The sequence below is a fragment of the Azospirillum sp. genome, assembly GCF_035627195.1.
In the GTDB taxonomy this organism is placed as follows: Bacteria; Pseudomonadota; Alphaproteobacteria; order Azospirillales; family Azospirillaceae; genus Azospirillum.
This window is the reverse complement of the sequence record NZ_DASPMG010000128.1, coordinates 1-21,683: the sequence shown is the minus strand read 5'-3', so window position 1 is coordinate 21,683 and position 21,683 is coordinate 1. Positions and strand designations below refer to the sequence as shown.

Sequence of the window (21,683 nt, the reverse complement as noted above, 5' to 3'; positions counted from 1 at the left end):
AGCTGCCGCGCACCGAGACCGGCAAGATCCAGCGCTTCAAGCTGCGCCAGCGCGAGTGGCGGGAGAGCGACACCAGCGTCGCGGCGGAGTAGCGGGCGGCGAATGCAACAGGATGCAACACCATGCAACGGATTTGGCAGTGTGTTGCATTGGTGCATTGGCCGCATTTTCGGACCCGAACGCCTGCGGCGCGAAGGGAATGCGGAATTGAGCGGAAATGCGGCCAGTATCGCATTGATCATGCCGGTAATTTAGGAATTTTGTCAACGCGCCTGTGCGCCCTGGACACACCCTGCCCCGGTGCGCTACCGGTGGCGAAACGACGCCAACCGGGGAGGCCGATGCGCCAGTTCGTTCTGTTCGCGCTGGTCGGCTGCGCCGCCGCCGTCGGCCATTACGGCGTGCTGATCCTGCTGAGCGAGCTGCTGCACAGCCCGCCGGTGCTGGCCTCGGCCGTCGGCTTCGTGGTGGGCGGGGTGATCAGCTACGTCCTGAACTACGGCCACGTGTTCCAGAGCGACCAGCAGCACCTGCCGACCGCCGTGCGCTTCGTCGCCGTGGCCACCGCCGGGCTGGGCGTGAACAGCGCCATCATGTGGCTGCTGGCCGTGGGCGTGGGCCTGCATTACCTGCTGGCGCAGGTCACGGCGACCGGCGTGGTCATGCTGTGGAGCTACGCCGCCAACCGCTATTGGACGTTTTCGATGTCGGACACGGCGCGCTGACGCGCTCACGCCGCCGGGCGGGTCGCCAGGAACGAGTTGCGGTGCGGCGTGGGGCCGACGTTGCGCTGCAGGTGCTTCGCCTCGAACCCGGCGCCCTTCAGCATCCCCAGCATGTCGGCCGGCGTGTAGGTGGAGAACCCGGCGTCGCGGCGGATGCGGCGGTAGTCGGAGAAGGCCAGCTTGGCCAGCCCGAACAGCGCCGCCAGGAAGAAGCCGTGCTTCCACGCCAGCGTCAGCTGGCTGCCGACGTCGCGGTACATCGGGGTGTGCGGCTCCACCACGTCGGCGATGAGCAGTTGCCCGCCCGGCGCCAGCAGGCGGCGCCACTGCGCCATCAGCCCGGCCAGATCGTCCTGCGGCAGGTACTGCACGACGGAGATGACGAGGACCAGATCGATACTGCCATCGGGCATGGCGGCCAGCGCCCCGGCGTCCAGCACGCGGATGCGCGGATGCCCTTCGAACCGCTCGCGGATGCGGCGCTGCACGGCCGGCGCGGCGTCGAACAGGTGGACGATGCCCGCGCGTTCCGCCACCGCCTCCGCGATCAGCGCGTCGCCGCAGCCGAAGTCGAGGACCCGCCCGCCGGCCGGGATGAACTGCACCACGTCGCGGCGCAGCGTCTCGAAGTGCACTTCGAGGTTGCGCTCGTTGACGTAGATGGCGTTGTTCGGACGATTCCAGAAATCGATCCAGCCGGCCGTGTTGTCCGTCACGTGCGGTCTCCCCGTTCATCGGCCCTTTCCGGACCGTTATAACGCGCCGCAGCAATCACCACGGCGGATGTTCTGCGAACCGAGACTATCGCCGGTGACGAAAGCAGGTCAAGCCAACCGAATTACGGAGGCGCAAAAGTTACTTTTGCTGCTCCGGGGCGCGGCGATCCTTGACGATGGCCAGCGGCACCTCGTCGGCGAGGATTTCGATGATCGGGCGGCCGTCCATCAGGTTGGGACAGATGCGGTCCTGAGTGAAGGTGATGAAGAAGTCGGCGTTGCGCCACAGCGGCTCCACCCCGTTCACCAGCTTCAGGTACGGCGGCAGTTCATAGCGCGCGGCCAGCGCGTTGCCGCAGACGACCACGGTGTAGGTGCGCTCCGGCGTCTTGCCGTCGTTCTCCAGCTCCAGCAGGGATTCCAGCTGCTTGACCGCCTCCAGGATCGAATTGCCCCAGTAGTCCAGCTCGAACCGGCCCTTGGCGCCCTTCGCACCGCCGACGAAGGCGTTGTAGTAGACGTACTCGTTCGGGTGCAGGCAGCCCAGCTGCCAGCCGTACACCACGCCCGACACCGTCAGGCCCAGCACCACCGCCCGCACGGCGTGGTGCCCGCGCGCCTCCGCCAGGTTCCACAGGTGATGGAAGGCGACCGCCGCCAGCACCACCATGGGCGGGACGACGAACAGGAAGTGCCGGATGCCGTTGTAGACGGTCGGGCGCAGCAGCATGAAGGAGGCGATGGGGAACGCCACCGCCAGCGTCACGACGGCATAGCGCAGCGCCGGCCGCCACGAGCGCCGCTCGCGCACCGTGCGCCAGACCCAGGCCGCCGCGAAGGCCACCGCCAGGAGAAGGCCCAGCAGCACCGCCTCCGGCACCTTGATGGCCAGATAGACCGGCAGGTAGAGCGCCGGCGCGTCGATGGCCGAGACGAGGCGGCCGTTGAACAGCGTCTCCAGCTGGTAGGGCAGATAGTCGATGTGCGAGAAGGCCTGGAGGGCGCGGATGGGGTTCAGCACGTCGAACACCGCCCACGGCCACAGCGCGGCCATCAGCCCATAGGCGACCGGCACGGCCGGCAGCATCGCCACCACCATCCGGCCGAACGCCGCCAGCGTGGCCCGCCAGCCGTCGCTGTACAGCATGAAGGCCAGGAACAGCAGCGCCGCGGCCACCACGTACACCCCGGCCAGCACGGCGCCCACGCGGATGCCCAGCGACAGGCCCAGCGTCAGCCCGAACTTCAGCACGGACGAGGGGCGCGGGCTGGGAAACTGCAGCACCATGCGGGTGGCGAAGTACAGCGTCCACACCATGCCGGCGGCGAAGGGCACGTCCTTGGTGTTGTTGAACATGGCGCCGTAGTAGACGCCCGACAGCGCCAGCAGCGCCGCCGCCAGGAAGCCGGCGCGCGGCCCCCCCAGCAGGCGCCCCAGGCGCCACGTGCCGGCGATCCCGACCACGCCGCACAGCGCGCACAGCAGGTGGCGCGTGTCGTATTCCGCCAGCGGCGAGATCGGCGTCAGCAGCGCCACCGCTAGGTCGAACAGCCCGCCGTAGAGGTACAGGTCCTTGAACGAGAAGGCGGAAAGGTCGACGAAGCCGCTGGTGTAGTAGGCCAACAGCTTCTTGCCGTAGATGTGCTGCACCTCCTCGTCGATGGAGATGCCGTAGTCGCGGAAGGTGAGCACCGCGATGACGAGCAGGCAGAACAGCAGCAGGCGGCTGAGGTCGTCCCAGATCTCGACCGCCGCCCAGGGGCGCGCGCGGCTGAGGCCGAAGCCGGAGGCGAGGCCGGCCTGCGGATCGATCGGAAACGGCTGGCTCATGCTTCGCGGCTCATGGAGCGACAGATCTGCGACCACCTTTGTGTGTTCTTTCTTGTTAAATTATCGTTTCCGGTTGGTCAAATGTTGCCGCCGGCCTCGGCGAAGCGGCCCAGCCGCAGGCCGCGCGCCGCCAGGAGGTCGGCGAAGGCCGGCCCCTTCAGGTAGTCGTACTCGACCGCCCGCTGGTCGACGAGCGGGTCGGCGCGGCGCAGCTCCTCGTCCGGGATACCGGGGTGCACCATGACCAGGGTGCGGCCGCCCGGTTCGTCCAGGAAGCGGGCCATCAGGTCGCCGAACGGCACCTTGCCGGAGAAGTCGTAGACGCCGCGGAAGCTGGTGTTGCCGGGAATGCCGGATGCCCGCGCCAGTGCGGCCAGCCCGCCGCCCAGTTCGCTGATCAGTAGCGTCTTGGGCACCGCCACGCCGCGCCGGACGATGGCGCGCCGCGGCTCCCGGCATAGGCGGACGTAGGCGCCGGGCAGCCGGCTGAGCGCCGCCGCCACCGCGTCGCGCACCACGGGCAGCTGGTGGACGTGCTGGTGCCCGTCGATGTAGGCCGGCGGGGCGCCGAAATGTTCGGTGAAGGCGGCGACCTGCCGGTCCACCTCGGCGGTGATTTCCGCGGGCTTGAGGGCGCCGGAGAACGCCTTGCGCATCAGCGCGCCCAGCGGCGGCAGCGTGCCGTTGGGGGCCAGCGCCGGCATGGGGCCGAGCGGCCGCTGATCGGTCAGCGTCAGGTGCAGCCCGACGTCGGCCATGTCGGCCAGCGGCTTCAGCAGCGTGGCCTCGGCCGGCCAGGACGGGCAGACGGTCATGCAGGAGGTGGCGGTGAGCCGGCCGCGCTCGATCAGGTCGCGGATCGCAGCACCCACGCCGGGCGACAGGCCGTAGTCGTCCGCGCAGAGGATCACGGGGTGGTGGGCGCTGTGGGGCATGGACGGTCCGGGGCGGGCAACGGCAGAGGGCGGAGGGCGGGAGCACGAAGGCACGAACGCGTGAGCGGCCTTCCTTATTCCCAGGCGGCACTACGCCACACGGCATAGTCCCGGTGCAAGGGCTACGCCGCCAGCGCGCGCATCGCCTCGACAAAGCCACGGGCGGCGGCCTCCTCGCCCGCGTGGCGGCCGTCGCGCACACGCCAGACGCCGCCGGCCATGACGTCGCGCACCATGCGGGCGTCGCCGGCGAACAGCCAGCGGTCGAGCACCGCGTCGCCGCGCCGCCCGGCCAGCAGCGGATGGGCACCGTCCAGCACCACGAGGTCGGCCCGTGATCCGGCCGCGATGCGCCCGGCGGGTAGGCCCAGCGCCGCGGCACCGCCGGCCAGCGCCGCATCCCACAGGAAGCCGCCGACGGACGGACGGGTTGGAGAGAACAGGCGGTTGCGCCGCTCCTCGATCAGCCGGCGGCCGTACTCCAGCCAGCGCAGCTCGTCGGACGGGCTGACGGTGACGTGGCTGTCGGAGCCGACGCCGAAGCGCCCGCCCAGCTCGACGAAGCGGCGGGCCGGGAACATGCCGTCGCCCAGGTTGGCCTCGGTCGTCGGGCACAGGCCGGCGACGGCGCCGGAGGCGGCCATGCGGGCCAGTTCCCCCTCCCCCGCGTGCGTGGCGTGGACGAGGCACCAGCGCGCCGTGACCTCCACATGGTCGAACAGCCAGTCGATGGGCGTGGCGCCGGACCACGCGCGGCAGTCCTCCACCTCCCGCCGCTGCTCGGCCACGTGGATGTGGACCGGGCGGGCCGGGTCGACGCCGGCCAGCACCGCCGCCATGTCGTCGCCCGACACGGCGCGCAGGCTGTGGAAGGCGATGCCGGTGGCGACATGGGGGGCGACGGCGTCCAGCAGGTCGAGGTAGGCGTCGGGGGTGAGGGTGAAGCGCCGCTGCCCCTCCCCCGGCGACTGGCCGCCGAAGCCGCCGTGGCGGTAGAGGACGGGCAGGAGGACGAGGCCGATGCCGGTGTCCTCGGCCGCGGCGCCGACGCGGTGCGCCATCTCCGCCGGGTCGGCGTAGGGGTGGCCGGCGGGGTCCTTGTGCAGGTAGTGGAACTCGGCCACGCTGGTGTAGCCGGCCTTCAGCATCTCCACATAAAGCTGGCGGGCGATGGCGTGGACGTGCTCGGGCTGGAGGGTGGCGACGCAGCGGTACATGGCCTCCCGCCACGTCCAGAAGCTGTCCTCCTCCGGGCCGGCGCGTTCGGCGAGGCCGGCCATGGCGCGCTGGAAGGCGTGGCTGTGCAGGTTGGGCATGCCGGGCACCACCGGACCGGCGGCGCGTTCCGCATCCTGCGGCGTGGCGCCGGGCTCGACGGCGGCGATGGTGCCGTCCGCGCCGACGGTGATGCGGACGGCGTCGGCCCAGCCTTCCGGAAGCAGCGCCTGTTCGGCGAAGATGGTCGCCATGGCCTCGGAGCCCTTATGAAGATCGCAGCGGGGAGCACAGACAATGGACGCCGACAGCCTCTGGTTCAACGGACACGCGCTCACCATGGGCGAGGCCGGCGTGGTGCGCGACGCGGCCATCGCCGTGCGGGGCGGGCGCATCGCCTGGGTGGGGCCGCGCGCGGCGATGCCGGACATCCGCGCGGCGGAGGAGCACGACCTGGAGGGGCGCTGGGTCACGCCGGGGCTGATCGACGCGCACACGCACCTCGTCTTCGGCGGCAACCGGGCGCACGAGTTCGAGATGCGGCTGGAGGGGGCGAGCTATGAGGAGATCGCGCGGGCCGGCGGCGGCATCGTCTCCACCGTCAAGGCCACCCGCGCGGCCGGCGCGGAGGAACTGGCGGCGAGCGCGGCGCGCCGGCTGGAACGGCTGCTGGCCGAGGGCGTCACGGTGGTGGAGGTGAAGTCCGGCTACGGCCTGGACCTGGAGAGCGAGCGCGCCATGCTGCGCGCTGCACGCGCGCTGGGGGAGCGGTATCCGGTGACGGTGCGCACCACCTGCCTCGCCGCGCACGCCGTGGCGCCGGAATACGCCGGGCGGGCGGACGCGTACGTGGATCTGGTGTGCGGGGAGATCCTGCCGGCCCTGGCCGCCGAGGGGCTGGTGGACGCGGTGGACGCGTTCTGCGAGCGCATCGCCTTCTCGCCCGAGCAGACGGCGCGGGTGTTCGACGCGGCGAAGGCGCTGGGGCTGCCAGTGAAGCTGCACGCCGACCAGCTGTCGGACGGCGGCGGGGCGGCGCTGGCGGCGCGGTACGGGGCGCTGTCGGCCGATCATCTGGAGCACACGTCCGAAGAGGGTGTGCGGGCGATGGCGGCTGCCGGCACGGTGGCGATGCTGCTGCCCGGCGCCTTCTACCTGCTGCGCGAGACCAAGCTGCCGCCGGTGGAGCTGTTCCGCCGGCACGGCGTGCCGATGGCGGTGGCGACCGACTGCAACCCCGGCACCTCGCCGGCCGTGTCGCTGCTGCTGATGCTGAACATGGCGTGCACGCTGTTCCGCCTGACGCCCATGGAGGCGCTGGCCGGGGTGACGCGCAACGCCGCCAGGGCGCTGGGCATGCATGCCACGCACGGCACGCTGGAGGCCGGCAAGGCGGCCGATTTCGCGGCGTGGGACGTCGGCCACCCGGCGGAGCTGTGCTACTGGCTGGGCGCCAACCCGTGCGCGCGGGTGGTGAAGGACGGGCGGGCGGTGGCGTGATGCGCAAAAACGAACCCCCTCCCCCGCGGGCGAGCGGAGGAGGGGGCGGTCGGCGGCGCGTTGGGCGACGGGCCCGTGCGTCGCGGCCTTTTGGGGACTAGTGCTTCACCTCACCACCGGTCGGTTCGCCAACACCCGTGTTCGGGGTATTCGGTTCACCGCCGATGTCGATACGACGCACCCGGCTCTCGCCTTCCACGGTCTTCGGCATCGTGATGGTCAGCACGCCCTTGTCGAACGTGGCGGCCACCTTGTCCGCCTCCACCGTGTCCGGCAGACGGAAGGTGCGCAGGAACGAGCCGTAGCTGCGCTCCACGACGTGATAGTGCTTGGCTTCGTCCTTTTCCTCCTTCTCGGCCTTCTTCTCGCCCTTCAGCGTCAGGACGCCGCCGTCGAGCGTCAGCTCGACGTCCTTTTCGTCCAGGCCGGGCAGGTCGGCCTTGATGGTGATCGCGTCCGGCGTCTCGGAGACGTCGACCCGCGGCATCATCGCAACACGGCCCTCACGGCCCCAGCCAAAGGGCTCGACGGTCGTACCAAAGAAGTTGTCGAACAGCCGGTCCATCTGTTCCCGCAGGTCCAGGAACAGGTCGCCCGTGCGACGCGCAACCGGCATGGTCCGTCCGGAGGCCGTCTCCGGCATGGTTTCCATCCGAGTGGCCATGGTGTCCTCCATCGTCGGTCACCGCGGCGCCACTGGCGTCGGAAGGTCCTCAACCTTCGCTGTCTTTTCTAGCACCTTTCGCCGTTTTCCGCACCGGTCCCCAAGGGGTGAGCGGCAGCGTGTCGCACCCGCTACAGCACCTGTTTCGGCAGCGACAGCAGTTCGGCCCGGATGCGGCCCAGGCTGGGGCGGTTGTGCGGGCCGAAGGCCACCGGGCGGCACAGGTGCATGGCGGTCAACCCGACGCGCGCGGTCAGCAGCCCGTTGATCACCCCCTGCCCGATGCGGGTCGACACGGCGGCCACCAGCGAGCCGCCCAGCGCCTCCACCGCCACGTGGTGCGCCGTCTCCGTCACCCCGGCCACGGCGATGTTGGCGAGCATCCGCCGCAGCAGGCGCAGCGAGCCCAGGTAGCCCGGCCGTGCGCCGTACAGCCCCGCCACCTCGCGCACCAGCTTCAGGTTCCGCCACAGCACGACCACCACGTCCAGGAGTGCCGCGGGGCTCAGCGCCGTCGCCACGGCCGTATCGCGCGAGGCGCGCAGGACCATCTGGTAGGCGCGGCGGTCGATGCCGGCCAGCACCTCGCGGTCGATCAGGCGAACCACCTCCCCATCGTCGTGCGCGTCGCTGACGAGGTCCTTCAGGCGGGCGAGGTCCGGGGCGAGGTCGGGGCGCCCCTCGTACAGCCGGCCGAGCTGCCCGGCGAATCGGTCCGCCTCGCCGATGCCGGCCTCGTCGCCCAGGCGGGCGGCCTCGCCGCGCAGCGCCTCGATGTGGCGCAGGCGGCGCAGGCTGCGCAGCTCCTTCACCAGCAGCGTCACCGCCGCCCCGGCGGCGACCGCCGCCGCCAGCGCGACCACGGCGCCCAGCGCGATGCTGACCGAGAAGGCGCGCTCCAGCAGGTCGGCGGTGTCGAAGCCGAGGGCCACCAGCAGCAGGGCGCCCAGCGCCCCCGCCAGCCAGCGCCCCACCCGGCTGCGCGGCCGGCCGTCGACCGCCAGAACCGGGGGCGCTTCGGCGTCCGGCGGGGCGCCGGGCGGCGGCTCCTCCGGCACGGGGGCGGCGCGGGCCGGGTCCAGCTCCATGGGCGGGACCCAGACGCGGGCCCTTTCCTTCTCGCTCATTCCAGGTAGTCCCCAAGGAGGAACTGCAGCGCCTGGTCCAGCCGGACGTGCGGCAGGGCGCAGCCGTCGGCGCCCATGCCCGGCGGCGGGCGGAACTTCAGGAACTTGTAGGGGCGTTCGAACACGGCCTGCACGTCGGGGATGTCGCCGGGGTAGAGCACGGTCGGCTTGTCGCGCCCGATGGGGATGCCGCGCACGCAGCGCAGCTGCTGGCCCTCGTGCTCGGCCGCCACGGTGTCGGTGCACTTGACGGCGGCCAGCGCCATGGTCTCCACCCCCGCCCCTTCGAAACGGATGGCGCGGCGCGCGTCGCCCACCAGATCGTCGAGCAGCCGGCGCAGGGCCGGATGCTGGCTGGACGCGATGTGGTCGGCCTTGGTGGCGGCGAACAGGACGCGGTCGATCTTGGTGCCGAACAGCCAGTCGAGCCAGCCGGACGCGCCGTGGCGGAACGGCTCCAGGCTCATCTCCAGGGAACGCTTCATGTCGGCCACCGCGTCCGGGCCGGCGTTCAGGGCACCCAGCACGTCGAGCAGCACGATCTGCCGGTCGAGCTTGGCGAAATGCTCGGCGAAGAAGCGGCGGACGACCACCGACTTGTACGCCTCGTAGCGCTCCTCCGTCAGCTCCCACAGGGTGCCACGGCCCCTGTTTCGGATGGGCGGCGTGCCGGGCAGCGGGCAGAAGGTGAGCAGCGGGGCGTTCTTCAGGTCACCCGGCTCGACGAAGCGGCCGGGCTGGATCAGGCTGAGCCCGTCGGTGGTGCGGCAGGCGTGCAGGTAGGCGGTGTAGAGCCGCGCCCCCTGCCGCGCCAGTTCCTCCTCCGCCGGTCCGGCGGGGTTCACGGTGCCGAGCCAGCCGCGCCATTCGGTGGACAGCGCCGCGCGCGGCGCGCGCTCCGCCATCTCCAGCGTCAGCGCGCTCCATTCCGCGAAGGACTGGCGCAGCAGCGGCAGGTCGAGCAGCCATTCGCCGGGGTAGTCGACGATGTCCAGGTTCAGCGTCGCCATCGAGCGCACCACCCGCTTCAGCGTCGCCGCCGGCCGGTAGCGGACGGCGAGGCGCAACTGGCTGATGCCGGTGGTCGGCTCCGGCCAGTCGGCGTCGGGGCCGGTCAGCGTGCGGCGGTGCTCCTCGAACTGGAAGCGCGGCACGTCCGGGTCGGGCTGCGGCTGCAGCCGCGCCGCCTGCATGCGCCCCGACGACACGACGTCGAGGAAGGGCAGCCGGTCGGGCTTCAGCAGATTGTCCACCACGGCGGTGGTGAAGACCGTCTTGCCGGCCCGGCGCAGGCCGGTGACGCCGAGGCGCACGCTGGGCTCCAGCGCGCGCCCGGCGACGTCGCCCGCGCGTTCGATCAGGCGGGAACCAGCATCGGTGAGGTCGTCGATCAGGGGAAGGCGCACGGGCGAGGCTCGGCAAGGCGGCGGGACCTGCGCCATATATGGGATGCCGCCGCCCGGACCAAGGGGGGCGGGGTGCGTTGACGCGATTTCCTGAAGCACGCGAGGCGGCGCGTGCAACGTTGGGCGCCCTACCCCTCGCCGCCGCGGAAGTTCAGGAGGCTGGGGGCCTTGTCGATGATCTCTTCCAGGATCAGCGACGCCGTCTCCAGGTCCTTTTCCAGCTCGGGGCCAAGTTTGGTCACGTACTGCGGGCGGCGCAGCTTCTCGGCGGCGTCGTGCAGGCTGCGCAGCTCCGACATGAAGATCTCGCGCGCACCCATCGGCAGGATCGGGTTGGCCGACAGCACGAAGAAGAAGCGCATGCTGGCCCGCACCAGCAGCGCCAGCATCACCGTGTCCAGCCGCTCGAACTGTTCGCGCAGGTCGTCGGAGCGGGCGTCGGCGAGGTTGCGCAGGCGCTGCTCGATCAGGATGACGAGGGCCTGGAATTCGCCGACCTTGTCGCGGAACTCGCGGTAGGCGCCGAAGCTGTGCTTGCTGGCCTCGTGCTCCGCCGTCTGGGCGAGCTTGGCCGCCTGCCGGCACTGCCGCTCCAGCGCGCTGAGCAGTTCCTTGACCTCGGCACGGGTGTACTGGCGCTTCATCGTCGCTTGCCGTGTCGCTTGCGGTGGACCATCCAGGAAGGCGGTGCCGTATAGCACGATCGCAGGCATGCGGTCACCGTGGCGTGTGGTCCTGCAAGGAGATTACGGCAAGGCGCTGACGATGTCCGTCCTGGAAAAGTCGTTCCCCTTGAACAGCAAAGGCGACCGCCAAGCCCGCGCCAGAGCATAGGAGACGCAGTCTCCCATGTTGAGCGATGCCGGATGGCGTCCCTTGCCGTACCGGTAGAAGGCATGCCGTGCCAAGCTGGCCTGGATATCGTCGAACGGCACCACCTCGATCCCGGCTTCCTGCACGAGCCGATCGAGGACGTCGGCGGACTCGGCCACGCCCCTCCCGACCAGAACCATGGCCGCTTCCAGACGGCTGACGGTGGACATCAGACAGCGTTCGGCATCGGCGAGGGCATTGGCGTAGCGGACAGCGTCCTCCTCCTTCCTGAGAATCGCGACCAACGCCGAGGTGTCGACGACGATCACCGCGGCAGCCCGTTCTCGTCATAGAGGTCGGCTTCGGAAAAGTCGGGATTGCTGACCGGCAGCGCCGCAGCGCGTTCGGCAATGTCCATGATGGCTCGGAAACGCGCCTCACGATCAGCCGGGTTCCGCATCGCACGCCGCCGAACCCCGGATTCGATGAATTCGGCCCCGGCCTCTTCCAGAACGTTCCGTATCCGGGCAACGGTCGTGCCCGCCACGTTCGACGCAGCGTCTTCGGCTTCCAGGCGCCGCACGGTGGCCACCGAAACATGGGCGCGCCTCGCCAACTCCTTCTGCTCAAGGCGAAGCATGGCACGGGCGGCGCGGATCTGATCGGGCTTGATCATGAGCGATATATATCACTCTGAACGCCATCGATCAAATCACGTCAATGATCCGCCTTCACCACCTGCCCCGGACGGCGGACCAGCGGCATCACCAGCAGGGCGGCGGCGAAGACGCCGGCCATCACCAGCAGGCAGTCGTTGAAGGTCAGCACCAGCGCCTCGCGCTGGACCAGGCCGGCCAGACGCTGGATGGCGGCGGCCTGCGGGTCGGCGACGAGGCCGTCGAAGCGCGCGGCCAAGTTGTCGATCATCGACTGCACCTCCGGCCGCGCCAGATTCAGGTTGTCGCCCAGGCGGTTCATGTGCAGCGCCGCGCGGTCGGTCAGCACCGTGTTGATGGCGGCAAGGCCGATGGCACCGCCCAGGTTGCGCATCAGGTTGTACAGGCCGGAGGCGTTCTTCAGCTGCTCCGGCGGCAGGGTGCCGAGCGCGATGGAATTGACCGGGATGAAACAGAACATCAGCGCGAAGCCGCGCACCGCCTGCGGCACGAACAGTTCCCAGAAGCTCGATTCGGCGGTCAGGAAGCTGTTCAGCCAGACGCCGGTGCCGAACAGCACCAGCCCCATCGCCAGCATCACGCGCAGGTCCAGCTTCTTCGACAGCGCGCCGGCCACGGGGGCCGAAAGGAACTGGAAGACGCCGGTCACGAACATGATCGTGCCGATCTGGAAGCTGTTGTAGCCGCGCACCCGCGCCAGGAAGAGCGGCGTGATGTACACCGCGCCGTACAGGCCGATGCCGATGATGAAGCTGTACAGCGAGCCGATGGCGAAGTTGCGGTCCAGGAAGGCGCGCAGTTCGACGATCGGGTTGCGGTAGGTCAGCACCCGCCAGAAGAACGCCACGCCGGACAGCGCGGCGACGGCGGCGAAGAGCGCCACGTGAGCGTCGTCGAACCAGTCGTTGCGCGGCCCCTCCTCCACCACGAACTCCAGGGAGCCGAGGAACAGCGCCATCAGCAGCAGCCCGGCGACGTCGAAACCCTTCAGCAGCGAGCGGTTCGGCCGGTCCACGTCGACCAGCGACCAGACCAGGGTGGTGACGATGATGCCCGGCACCACGTTGATCAGGAACAACCAGTGCCAGGACAAGCTCTGCGTCAGCCAGCCGCCCAGCGTCGGGCCCAGCGTCGGCGCCATCGTGGCGACGAGGCCGATCATCACCGACACGCCGGCCCGCTTTTCCGCCGGGAACAGGGCGAAGCTGGTGGCGAACACGGTGGGGATCATGGCGCCGCCGATGAAGCCCTGCAGAGCCCGCCAGACGATCATCGATTCGATGCCACCGGCAAAGGCGCAGGCCACGCTCATCAGCGTGAAGCCGGCGGCCGAGAGGGTGAACAGCACCCGCGTCGAGAGGATGCGCGACAGCATCCCCGAGAGCGGGATCATCACCACCTCGGCGATCAGGTAGGAGGTCTGGACCCAGGAGATCTCGTCCGCACTGGCCGACAGGCCGGCCTGGATCTCGCTCAAGGAACTCGACACGATCTGGATGTCGAGAATGGCCATGAACATGCCGACGACCATCGCCAGGAACCCCACCAGCTCCCGCCCCGAAACGGCGGGCGGGGCATGGTGGGCGGCTGAGCCCGCCGCGTCCCGGCCGCTGGGGGGCGGGGGGATGGACCGGGACGCGGGGGCAGCCTCGCCCGTCGGCCGCTGGGGGCGCAGGCCGGGGGCGATCGGGGGATTGGCGGCAGTCATGAACAGGTTCGCCAGAAAGCTTACTTAACGGCCACCGCCCGGTTGGGGATGATGGCGCCGAACACGTCGCCGGCCAGATGCGGGCGCTCCTCGGCGCCGCGCGTGTCCACCTCGGCGACCACGGAAAGGCCCGGCCGCAGCAGGCCGGCCAGCGGGTTGTCCCTGGGCAGCGCGATGCGCACCGGCACGCGCTGCACGACCTTGGTGAAGTTGCCCGTCGCGTTCTCCGGCGGCAGCAGGCTGAACTTGGAGCCGGACGCCGGGGCGAAGCTCTCCACCTTGCCGGCCAGCGTCTGGCCGGGGAAGGCGTCGACGCTCAGCGACACCATCTGGCCGGGGCGCATGCGGGCGAGCTGCGTCTCCTTGAAGTTGGCGACCACGTAGACGTCGGGCAGCGGCACCAGCGAGAGGAGCTGCACGCCCGGCCGCGCGTACTGGCCGACCTGAACCCCGCGGTTGCCGACGACGCCGTCCACCGCGGCGCGGATGGCCGTGTTCTCCAGGTCGTTCCGGGCGGCTTCCAGCGTCGCCTCGGCCTGGTGCAGGCGGGCGGCGATCTCGGCGTCCGCCGCCTCGATCACGCGGATCTGGTCGCGGGCGGCGGCCAGTTCGGCGCGCGCCTTGACCACGGCGGCGTCGGCCTTGCGCAGGTCGGTCTCGGCGCCGTCCAGCTTTTGCCGGCTCGCCCAATCGTTGGACGCCAGGGCGCGGGTGCGGTTGAACTCGTGCGCGGCACGCTGCCGCTCGGCCTCGGCGGAGGCCAGGGTCGCCTCCGACTGGGCGATGATGGAGCGCTGCAGGACCTGCTTCTGCGCGTTGCTCTGCAGCGCGGCGCGCTGCCCCTCCACCGTCGCCTCGGCCTCGTGGACGCGGGCGCGGTAGTCGGCGTCGTCCAGCCACACCAGGACGTCGCCGGCCGCCACCTTCTGGTTCTCGGCCACGCGCACCTCGCGCACATAGCCGGCGACCTTCGGGCTGACCACCGTGATGTCGCTCTGCACGTAGGCGTTGTCGGTCGATTCGACGAAGCGGCCCTCCGCCCACCAGTGCACGCCGCCGTACCCGGCGCCGGCCAGCGCCGCGACCGCCACACCCGACAGAATGATCTTCCGTACGCCCTTGGCCATCGTTATGTAACCTTATGTCCCTGCGTTTCTCGGGGCCGGCGCGGCGCCGACCCGTTGGACCCGAACGTTTGGACCCAAGCGTTTGGCTCCGGCGATGGGAACTAAACCGTTCAGTTCAGTCTTGCGTCAAGGTGGCGCACCTCCTATCTGTTGTCAAGAGTGAACTGAACAGTTTAGTACGTAGGTCGAAGGACGGGTTCGAACGGCATGCGCGGCGCGGCACGGAACGGATGGAAGAGCGAGGAGGCAGGCATGACGGCGGTGGTGGCCCCCAGCCCCGAGGCGGGATCGAAACCGGCGCAGATCCTGGAGGCAGCGGGCAAGCTGTTCCTGGAGCACGGCTACGGCGCCGTCAGCATGGACACGGTGGCGAAGACGGCGAACGTCTCCAAGGCGACGCTGTACGCCCACTTCCGCTCCAAGGACGAGCTGTTCGCCGCCATGGTGGCGGGCGAATGCCGCGCCCACATGTCGGCGCTGTCGTGCGAGGAGGTCAGCCGCATGGAGGTGGACGACGTGCTGCGCCAGATCGCCCTGCGCTTCCTGGGCATGCTGACCTCGCCCAAGGCGCTGGCCGGCTTCCGCATGGTGGTGGCCGAGGCGCACCGCTTCCCCGAACTGGCGCGCGCCTTCTATGAATCCGGCCCGGCGCGCTCGCTGGCGCAGATGACCGCCTTCCTGGCGGAGGCCGACCGCCGCGGCAAGCTGTCCGTCCCCGACGCGCGTCTGGCGGCCGAGCAGTTCCTGGGCATGCTGAAGGCGGACGCGCACCTGCGCATGATGCTGTGCCTGCAGGACCCGCCCTCGGAGGCCGACCGCGAGCGCATCGTCGACAGCGCCGTGCGCGCCTTCACCCGCGCCTACGCGGTGGAGGGGAAGTAGCTCAGTCCCTCCCCTGCCTCCGGCGGGGAGGTTAGGAGGGGGCAAGGTGTTCGCGCGGATCAGCGGCCCCACGCCTGCCGGAATGGCCGCTGCCCCCACCCTTCCCACTTCGTGGGCCCCTTCCCTCCCCCAGCGGGGCTGGGGGAGGGAGAAGAAAGCCATGTGTCCTTCCTGAGCCCGGTCCAGCCCGCAGCTTTACCCCGGCCCCCGTCCTGGTGCAGTATCGCCGGCCGAACACCAGCGGACACCCGGTAAAGCACACCCATGGTCGCGGTCCTTCAACACGGCGGCGGGCTGTCGCCGCAGCGCCAACACCTGACGCTGGGCGCCAAGATCCGCATGATCAACTGGGGGCTCGTGCTCCTGGTCTGCACCATCTCGGGCATCGGCGTGGCGCTGCTCTACTCGGCCGCCGGCGGCCAGTGGGAGCCGTGGGCGCGCCCGCAGCTCGTGCGCTTCATCCCCGGGCTGGTGCTGATGCTGGGGCTGGCGCTGGTGGACGTGCGGATGCTGCTGCGCTTCGCCTACGTCACCTACGTGATGGTGCTGCTGCTGCTCATCGCCGTGGAGATCATGGGCCACATCGGCATGGGCGCCCAGCGCTGGATCAACCTGGGCTTCTTCCAGCTGCAGCCGTCGGAGCTGATGAAGCCGGCGCTGGCGCTGGCGCTGGCGCGCTATTTCCACGGGCTGACGCTGGACCAGATCGGCCGGCCGCTGGTGCTGATCCCGCCGCTGATCCTGGTGTTCCTGCCGGTGGGCCTGGTGCTGCTGCAGCCCAACCTGGGCACGGCGCTGCTGCTGATCCTGGGGTCGGGCGCCATCTTCTTCACCGGCGGCGTGCGCATCTGGAAGTTCCTGGTCGCCATCGGCGCGGGCCTCGGCGCCATCCCCATCGGCTGGGAGTTCCTGCACGACTACCAGCGCCAGCGCGTCTACACCTTCCTGGATCCGGAGAACGACCCGCTCGGCCACGGGTACAACATCATCCAGTCGAAGATCGCGCTGGGTTCCGGCGGGCTGTTCGGCAAGGGGTTCATGATGGGCTCGCAGAGCCAGCTGATGTTCCTGCCGGAAAAGCACACCGACTTCATCTTCGTCGTGCTGGCGGAGGAATTCGGGCTGGTGGGCGCCCTGGCGATGCTGATGCTGTACTGCCTGCTGCTCATCTACGGCGTGGTGATCGCGCTGTCGGCGCGCAACCAGTTCGGCCGGCTGGTCGGCGTCGGGCTGACGACGCAGTTCTTCCTCTACATGTTCGTCAACGTGGCGATGGTGATGGGCCTGATCCCGGTGGTGGGCATCCCGCTGCCGATGGTGTCCTACGGCGGGTCGGCGATGATGACGCTGCTGATCTGCGTGGGCCTGCTGCTCAGCGTTTCCGTCCACCGGGAGATCCGCATCTCCCGCAGCGGCGTCGCCGACATGTGAGGGCTTACGGCTCCTCGGGCATGCGCTGGTCCTGGATCAGCACCTTGTCAATGCGGCGGCCGTCCATGTCGACCACCTCGAAGCGCAGGCCGTGCCACGTGAAGTGCTCGGCCGCCACCGGCACGTGGCCCAGGCGGTCCAGCACGAAGCCGGCCAGCGTGTGGAAATCGCCCTCGCCGCGCAGGCCGGTGACGTGCAGCATATGCTCCACCTCGTCCACCGGGGTGCGGCCGTCGACCAGCCAGGAGCCGTCCTCGCGCCGCACGGCGCCGGCATCGCCCTCGTCGCCCAGTTCGGGCAGCTCGCCGGCGATGCTCTCCAGGATGTCGTTGACGGTGGCGATGCCCTCGAACCCGCCGTACTCGTCCACCACCACGGCCATGTGCATGGTCGACTGCTTGAACAGCTCCAGCAGGCGCAGCACCGGCGTGCCGTCGTGCACGATCAGCGGCGTCACCATGGCCGAGCGCACGTCGATCGGGCGCCCGTTCAGCGCCTGGTCGAGCAGCGCCTTGGCGGCGACGACGCCCTGCACCTCGTCCACCGTGCCGCGGCAGACGGGGAAGCGGGAGTGGCCGCTGGCGGCGATCTCGGCGGCGATGGCGGCCGGCGGGTCCTCGATGTCCAGCCAGATCACGTCGCGGCGCGGCACCATGATGGCGCGCACCGGCCGGTCGGCGAGGCGCAGCACGCCTTCGATCATCTGACGCTCGGCCGGGGCGAAGACGCCGCTCTGCGTGCCCTCGGCGATCAGGGTGCGGACTTCCTCCTCCGTCACCGTTTGCTCGCGCGTGGTGCGCAGGCGCAGGAGGCGCAGCAGCACGTCGGTGGAGACGCCGAGCAGCCAGACGATGGGCGCCGTCGCCCGCGACAGGCCCCGCATGGGGCCGGCGACGCGCACGGCGATGCTCTCGGCGTGCACCAGGGCCACGCGCTTGGGCACCAGCTCGCCCACCACCAGCGACAGGTAGGTGATGATGGCGACCACCACCGCGAACGCCACCTGCGGGCCGTAGGGCGCGATCCACGGCACGGCGTCCAGCCACGCGCCGACGGGATCGGCCAGCGTGGCGCCGCCGTAGGCGCCAGCGACGATGCCGATCAGCGTGATGCCGGTCTGCACCGTGGACAGGAAGCGGCTGGGATCCTCGGCCAGTTCCATGGCCGCCCGCGCGCCGCGGCCGCCGCGCCCCTCGGCGATCTGCTGGAGTCGCGTCCGGCGCGCCGACACCACCGCCATCTCCGACATGGCGAAGAAGCCGTTCAGCAGGATCAGCAGCAGAACGATGAGGATTTCCCAGAACATCACGTCACCCGAAGATCTGCTGCACGAGCAGGGAAGCCCCCTGGAACAGGCCGAACACCACGGCCATGACGATGCCGATGGCCAGCACGCCGGACACCAGCCCGGCGATGACGAAGGCGCCGTCCTTCTCGATCAGGCCCAGCGCGATCAGCGCCATGGCGAAGGCCGGCGGCTGGTTGCCGAAGACGATGGGCAGCGCCAGCACCAGCGCCAGAACGAGGATCGCCAGCCCCAGCAGCCGCTCCGCCGTGGGCGTGGTCAGCGCCGGCAGGCGCGGCGTGAGGAAGCGGCGCTCGATCCGCGCCACGTGCGGATGGGCGCGCGCCACCACGCGCAGGAAGGCCGCCCGCTCGATCCCGGCGGCAGCCACGCGGCGCGGCAGCCACGGCTCCTGCCGGCCCAGCATCATCTGCACGGCGACCAGCGCGATCGGCAGGCCGGTGACGGTGGACAGCCCCGGCACCGGCAGCACGTTGGGGATGGCCAGCAGCAGGATGAGCGCGCCGAAGGCGCGGTCGCCCAGGATGCGCAGCAGGTCCGCCAGCAGGATGCGCTCGCCGTGCTCGTGCGCCAGGAAGTCCTCCAGCAGCTCCGACGCGCGGCGGCGGCCTTCCGGGGCTGGAACGGCCTGGGCGGGAATGGTCGTGGAGGGGGGCAATCGGTCTTTCACGGCGGGGTGCGCTGCAGCACGCGATGGGTCCGTTGTACAGGATGCCGCACGGCAAGGCCAGAGGGGGTGTCCAAAAGGGGTGCCAGGACTACCAGGAGTCACGCCTCCGCCGCCGGCACCACGAAGCGGAAGGTGGCGCCTTCGTCGGGGGTGCTTTCGGCGGTGATGCGGCCGCCGTGCGCCTCGACGATGCTGCGGCAGATGAACAGGCCCAGCCCGACCGAGGCGTCGCCGCTGCGCACCTTGGCCTTGGTGCGGGAGAAGGGCTGGAACAGGCGGTCCATCTCCTCCGGCGCGATGCCGGGGCCGTGGTCGGCGACGCTGACGCGCAGCCCGGCCGGGGCCGCCGTCACCGCCACGCGGATGCGGGTGCCGGGGTTGGAGAACTTCACGGCGTTGGACAACAGGTTGTTCATCACCTGCTCGATGCGCGGCGGGTCGATCAGCGCGGGCGGCAGGCCGTCGTCCACGTCGCAGTCGATGGCGACGTCGCGGCCGTGCGCCAGGATGCCGTTGGTCGCCACGTTGCGCCGCACCAGGGCGCCCAGGTCGGTCGGGCGCGGCGCCAGCTGCAGCCGCCCCGCCTTCAGCGCCGACATGGACAGCACGTCCTCGATCAGGTGGCGCATGAACAGGCTCGATTCGCGGATGCGCTCGATGGCCATCAGGTCGCGCGCCTCGACGCCGCCCTCCAGGCGCTGTTGGAGAAGCTGGGCGAAGCCGCCGATCACGTGCAGCGGCGTGCGCAGGTCGTGCGCCAGCATGCCCAGCAGCTGGTCCTTCTGCGCGTTGCTGGCCTCCAGCTCGGCGTTGGCCTTGGCGAGCTGGCGCTGGGTGGTGGTGAGCTGGCTGTTCAGGCGCGTCATCTCGTCGAACAGCGCGCCGACGTCGGCCGAGACCATCGGCTCGGCCAGCGGGCTGAGCAGCATGGCCAGCTCGGGCCGCACACGGCGCAGCGCGTCGTGCAGGCGCCCCACCGCCGCCGGCTCCGCCGCCGCGGCCAGGACCATCCCCTCCCCCGCCGCCCGGCCGGAGACGTAGAGGGGGCCGGTGTCGGCGCAGGGCGATTCCTCCAGCGGCCAGTCGATCACGCGCCCGTCGCGGCGCACCGCGTTCACGAGGTCCAGCGCCCGGCCGAACGGCTGCGCGCCGAACAGCAGGGGGAACGGCACGCCGGTGCCGGCGCGCAGCCCGGCGATGCCGGCGCCCAGCGTCTCCAGCGCGGTCACCCGCCCGTCGCGGTCGCAGATGAAAACGGCGCCGTCCACCCGGCACTCCCTCCCCTTATTATTTCCCGTCCAGCAGGCGTTCGGCCAGCTCCACGGCGCCCTCGGCGTCCTGGGCCGAGCCGTCGGCCCCCACCACGCGCCACAGGTCCGGCTCCAGCAGGAACGGATAGCCGCCGACGATGATCCGCAGCGGCCGTTCGCCCATCTCCGCCCGCACCGCGCGCACCAGCTCGGCCACCGTGCCGACGTGCGGCGTGATGGTGGCGGAAATGGCCAGCACATGCGCGTCGCGCTCGACCATGGCGCGCACGATGCTGCGCGTCGGCGCGTTGGCACCCAGATAATAGCTGTCCCAGCCGGCCATTTCGAAGAAATCGGCGACCATGCGGATGCCGATCTCGTGCAGCTCGCCGCTGACGCAGGTGGCGACCATGCTGCGCCCGCACCGCTCGGCCGCGAAGATGCGCGGATAGAGCATGGACATCACCGCCTGGGTGGCGGCGGTGGCGAAATGCTCGTGCGCCACGCTGATGCGCCCGGTCTGCCACAGCCGGCCGATCTCGCGCAGCACCGGCTGGAAGACGTGCAGGTAGGCGTCGCGCACGGTCATGCCGCCGTCCACGCGCTCCATCACCATGGCGGTGGCGCGCCGCCGGTCGCCGGCCACCAGCGCGTCCAGGAAGGCGCAGGCGAGGTCGGCATGGGGGGCGTCCGGGTCGATCAGCGTCGGCGGCGCCGTGCCGACGGACGGCAGCGCCGCCACCGCCGCGTCCACGCACGCCGCCGCGCGCCGTGCCGCGTCGCCGCCCACGCGTTCGGCGATCAGGTCGCGCAGCAGGATCAGGCTGTCGCCCAACTCCCCGGCCGGGATGCCCAGGCCGGCGAACAGCACCTTGGCCCAGGAGGCGTAGGCGGCGAACAGGCCGGGCGCATCGGCCCCGACCGCCTCGGCCAGATAGAGGAGGTGGTAGCGCACGTCGTCGACGCACTTGTCGCGCCCGACGGACCCGTAGCGGGCGTAGAGGTCCGGCCAGCGCGCGAACTGCGCCTCCACGGCGGCGCGTGCCAGCTCGTCGCGCATCGCGAGGATCGGGGCACCGGCGTGGTCCATCGGGCGTGCGTTCTCCATGTCCGCCGGCACGCGGCCGGTATCAGCAATATGGATAACGCGAACGGCCCGCCTCGGCACTCACGAACTTGTGAAAGTTCCTGTGTTTCTGTCGCACTGCGGGAAGAGGCGGCGGCGCGTCAGCGGCCCTTTTGCATGGCGAAGGTCAGCCGCTTCACCAGATCGGACTTGGCGACCGGCTTCACCAGATAGCCGGAGATGCCGTAGGCGATGGCGCGCTTCACCGTGTCCGCCTCGCGGTGGTTGGTCAGCACGATGACGGGCAGGTCGGCCATCGGGTTGCCGGTGGCCGTGCGCAGCGCGTGCAGCAGGTCCAGCCCGCCCATGCGCGGCATCTCCAGGTCGCAGATGATGATGTCGACCTCGCCGTTGCACCGGCGCAGCACGTCCAGGGCGCCCATGCCGTCGGCCGCCTCCTGCACGTTGCGGACCTTCAGGTCGTGCAGCAGCCGGGCCACCAGCTTGCGCGTGAAGTCGTCGTCCTCGACCAGCAGGATTCGCAGGTCGCTGATGCTGCGCGGCGTGTCGATGCTGGCGTCCCAGGTCATTCCCGATGCCCCCGTCCCGCGGCCCCACCCGCGGGTGCTCCCCC

At 70.6% G+C, this 21,683-nt stretch carries 21 protein-coding genes; 4 read left to right on the top strand and 17 right to left on the bottom strand.

What is annotated here, in order from left to right; translation table 11 throughout:
- Window positions 1-341 precede the first annotated feature (341 nt).
- Window positions 342-725, top strand: coding sequence for a GtrA family protein (locus tag VED21_RS12225; RefSeq protein ID WP_324882637.1), 384 nt, complete (start codon window positions 342-344; stop codon window positions 723-725).
- Between the two features lie 5 nt (window positions 726-730).
- Here VED21_RS12225 and VED21_RS12220 read toward each other — a convergent pair whose 3' ends face one another.
- The 4 genes from VED21_RS12220 to VED21_RS12205 all read right to left on the bottom strand — a co-directional run bounded on the left by VED21_RS12220 (window position 731) and on the right by VED21_RS12205 (window position 5,676).
- Complete coding sequence (locus tag VED21_RS12220) at window positions 731-1,441, bottom strand: class I SAM-dependent methyltransferase (RefSeq protein ID WP_324882636.1); 711 nt, start codon at window positions 1,439-1,441, stop codon at window positions 731-733.
- A 139-nt stretch (window positions 1,442-1,580) separates the two neighbouring features.
- Entirely contained in the window at window positions 1,581-3,272 is a 1,692-nt protein-coding gene (locus tag VED21_RS12215) for a glycosyltransferase family 39 protein (protein ID WP_324882635.1), read from the bottom strand.
- Between the two features lie 77 nt (window positions 3,273-3,349).
- Window positions 3,350-4,207, bottom strand: a complete 858-nt coding sequence (locus tag VED21_RS12210) for a ChbG/HpnK family deacetylase (protein ID WP_324882634.1) — start codon at window positions 4,205-4,207, stop codon at window positions 3,350-3,352.
- A 122-nt stretch (window positions 4,208-4,329) separates the two neighbouring features.
- Window positions 4,330-5,676 carry a formimidoylglutamate deiminase gene (locus tag VED21_RS12205; RefSeq protein ID WP_324882633.1) on the bottom strand — a complete coding sequence of 449 codons (1,347 nt, stop codon included), beginning with the start codon at window positions 5,674-5,676 and terminating at the stop codon, window positions 4,330-4,332.
- A gap of 43 nt (window positions 5,677-5,719) precedes the next feature.
- Here VED21_RS12205 and hutI point away from each other — a divergent pair, with 43 nt between their 5' ends.
- Window positions 5,720-6,922, top strand: a complete 1,203-nt coding sequence (hutI, locus tag VED21_RS12200; RefSeq protein WP_324882632.1) for an imidazolonepropionase — start codon at window positions 5,720-5,722, stop codon at window positions 6,920-6,922.
- A 97-nt stretch (window positions 6,923-7,019) separates the two neighbouring features.
- Here hutI and VED21_RS12195 read toward each other — a convergent pair whose 3' ends face one another.
- The 8 genes from VED21_RS12195 to VED21_RS12160 form a co-directional block, all read right to left on the bottom strand.
- Window positions 7,020-7,598, bottom strand: a complete 579-nt coding sequence (locus tag VED21_RS12195; RefSeq protein ID WP_324882631.1) for an Hsp20/alpha crystallin family protein — start codon at window positions 7,596-7,598, stop codon at window positions 7,020-7,022.
- Window positions 7,599-7,717: 119 nt separating this feature from the next.
- Window positions 7,718-8,713 carry a TIGR01620 family protein gene (locus VED21_RS12190; protein ID WP_324882630.1) on the bottom strand — a complete coding sequence of 332 codons (996 nt, stop codon included), beginning with the start codon at window positions 8,711-8,713 and terminating at the stop codon, window positions 7,718-7,720.
- Window positions 8,710-10,119 (bottom strand): YcjX family protein, encoded by a 1,410-nt coding sequence (locus tag VED21_RS12185; RefSeq protein WP_324882629.1) that lies wholly within the window; start codon window positions 10,117-10,119, stop codon window positions 8,710-8,712. The genes VED21_RS12190 and VED21_RS12185 overlap by 4 nt, the downstream gene beginning before the upstream one ends.
- Window positions 10,120-10,247: 128 nt before the next feature.
- Window positions 10,248-10,832, bottom strand: a complete 585-nt coding sequence (locus tag VED21_RS12180) for a hypothetical protein (protein ID WP_324882628.1) — start codon at window positions 10,830-10,832, stop codon at window positions 10,248-10,250.
- A 33-nt stretch (window positions 10,833-10,865) separates the two neighbouring features.
- Window positions 10,866-11,261: a type II toxin-antitoxin system VapC family toxin gene (locus tag VED21_RS12175; protein ID WP_324882627.1), complete on the bottom strand. Its 396-nt coding sequence runs from the start codon at window positions 11,259-11,261 to the stop codon at window positions 10,866-10,868.
- Window positions 11,258-11,608, bottom strand: coding sequence for a helix-turn-helix domain-containing protein (locus VED21_RS12170; RefSeq protein ID WP_324882626.1), 351 nt, complete (start codon window positions 11,606-11,608; stop codon window positions 11,258-11,260). The genes VED21_RS12175 and VED21_RS12170 overlap by 4 nt, the downstream gene beginning before the upstream one ends.
- A 41-nt stretch (window positions 11,609-11,649) precedes the next feature.
- Window positions 11,650-13,140, bottom strand: a complete 1,491-nt coding sequence (locus VED21_RS12165) for a DHA2 family efflux MFS transporter permease subunit (RefSeq protein WP_324882638.1) — start codon at window positions 13,138-13,140, stop codon at window positions 11,650-11,652.
- Between the two features lie 197 nt (window positions 13,141-13,337).
- Entirely contained in the window at window positions 13,338-14,444 is a 1,107-nt protein-coding gene (locus VED21_RS12160; RefSeq protein WP_324882625.1) for an HlyD family secretion protein, read from the bottom strand.
- Window positions 14,445-14,696: 252 nt separating this feature from the next.
- Between VED21_RS12160 and VED21_RS12155 the strand changes: the two genes are divergently transcribed.
- Together VED21_RS12155 and rodA are read left to right on the top strand one after the other, a co-directional pair.
- Window positions 14,697-15,326 (top strand): TetR/AcrR family transcriptional regulator, encoded by a 630-nt coding sequence (locus VED21_RS12155; RefSeq protein WP_324882624.1) that lies wholly within the window; start codon window positions 14,697-14,699, stop codon window positions 15,324-15,326.
- A 264-nt stretch (window positions 15,327-15,590) separates the two neighbouring features.
- Complete coding sequence (gene rodA, locus VED21_RS12150; protein WP_324882623.1) at window positions 15,591-16,757, top strand: rod shape-determining protein RodA; 1,167 nt, start codon at window positions 15,591-15,593, stop codon at window positions 16,755-16,757.
- A gap of 4 nt (window positions 16,758-16,761) precedes the next feature.
- Here rodA and VED21_RS12145 read toward each other — a convergent pair whose 3' ends face one another.
- From VED21_RS12145 to VED21_RS12125, 5 genes are all read right to left on the bottom strand, one after another.
- Window positions 16,762-18,063: a hemolysin family protein gene (locus tag VED21_RS12145; protein WP_324882622.1), complete on the bottom strand. Its 1,302-nt coding sequence runs from the start codon at window positions 18,061-18,063 to the stop codon at window positions 16,762-16,764.
- 4 nt (window positions 18,064-18,067) lie between these two features.
- Window positions 18,068-18,721 (bottom strand): exopolysaccharide biosynthesis protein, encoded by a 654-nt coding sequence (locus VED21_RS12140; protein ID WP_324882621.1) that lies wholly within the window; start codon window positions 18,719-18,721, stop codon window positions 18,068-18,070.
- Between the two features lie 110 nt (window positions 18,722-18,831).
- Window positions 18,832-20,001 (bottom strand): HAMP domain-containing sensor histidine kinase, encoded by a 1,170-nt coding sequence (locus VED21_RS12135; protein ID WP_324882620.1) that lies wholly within the window; start codon window positions 19,999-20,001, stop codon window positions 18,832-18,834.
- 19 nt (window positions 20,002-20,020) lie between these two features.
- Window positions 20,021-21,091 carry a cobalamin B12-binding domain-containing protein gene (locus VED21_RS12130; protein ID WP_324882619.1) on the bottom strand — a complete coding sequence of 357 codons (1,071 nt, stop codon included), beginning with the start codon at window positions 21,089-21,091 and terminating at the stop codon, window positions 20,021-20,023.
- A 119-nt stretch (window positions 21,092-21,210) separates the two neighbouring features.
- A complete protein-coding gene (locus VED21_RS12125) occupies window positions 21,211-21,639 on the bottom strand; it encodes a response regulator (RefSeq protein WP_324882618.1) in 429 nt (142 codons plus the stop codon).
- Window positions 21,640-21,683 lie beyond the last annotated feature (44 nt).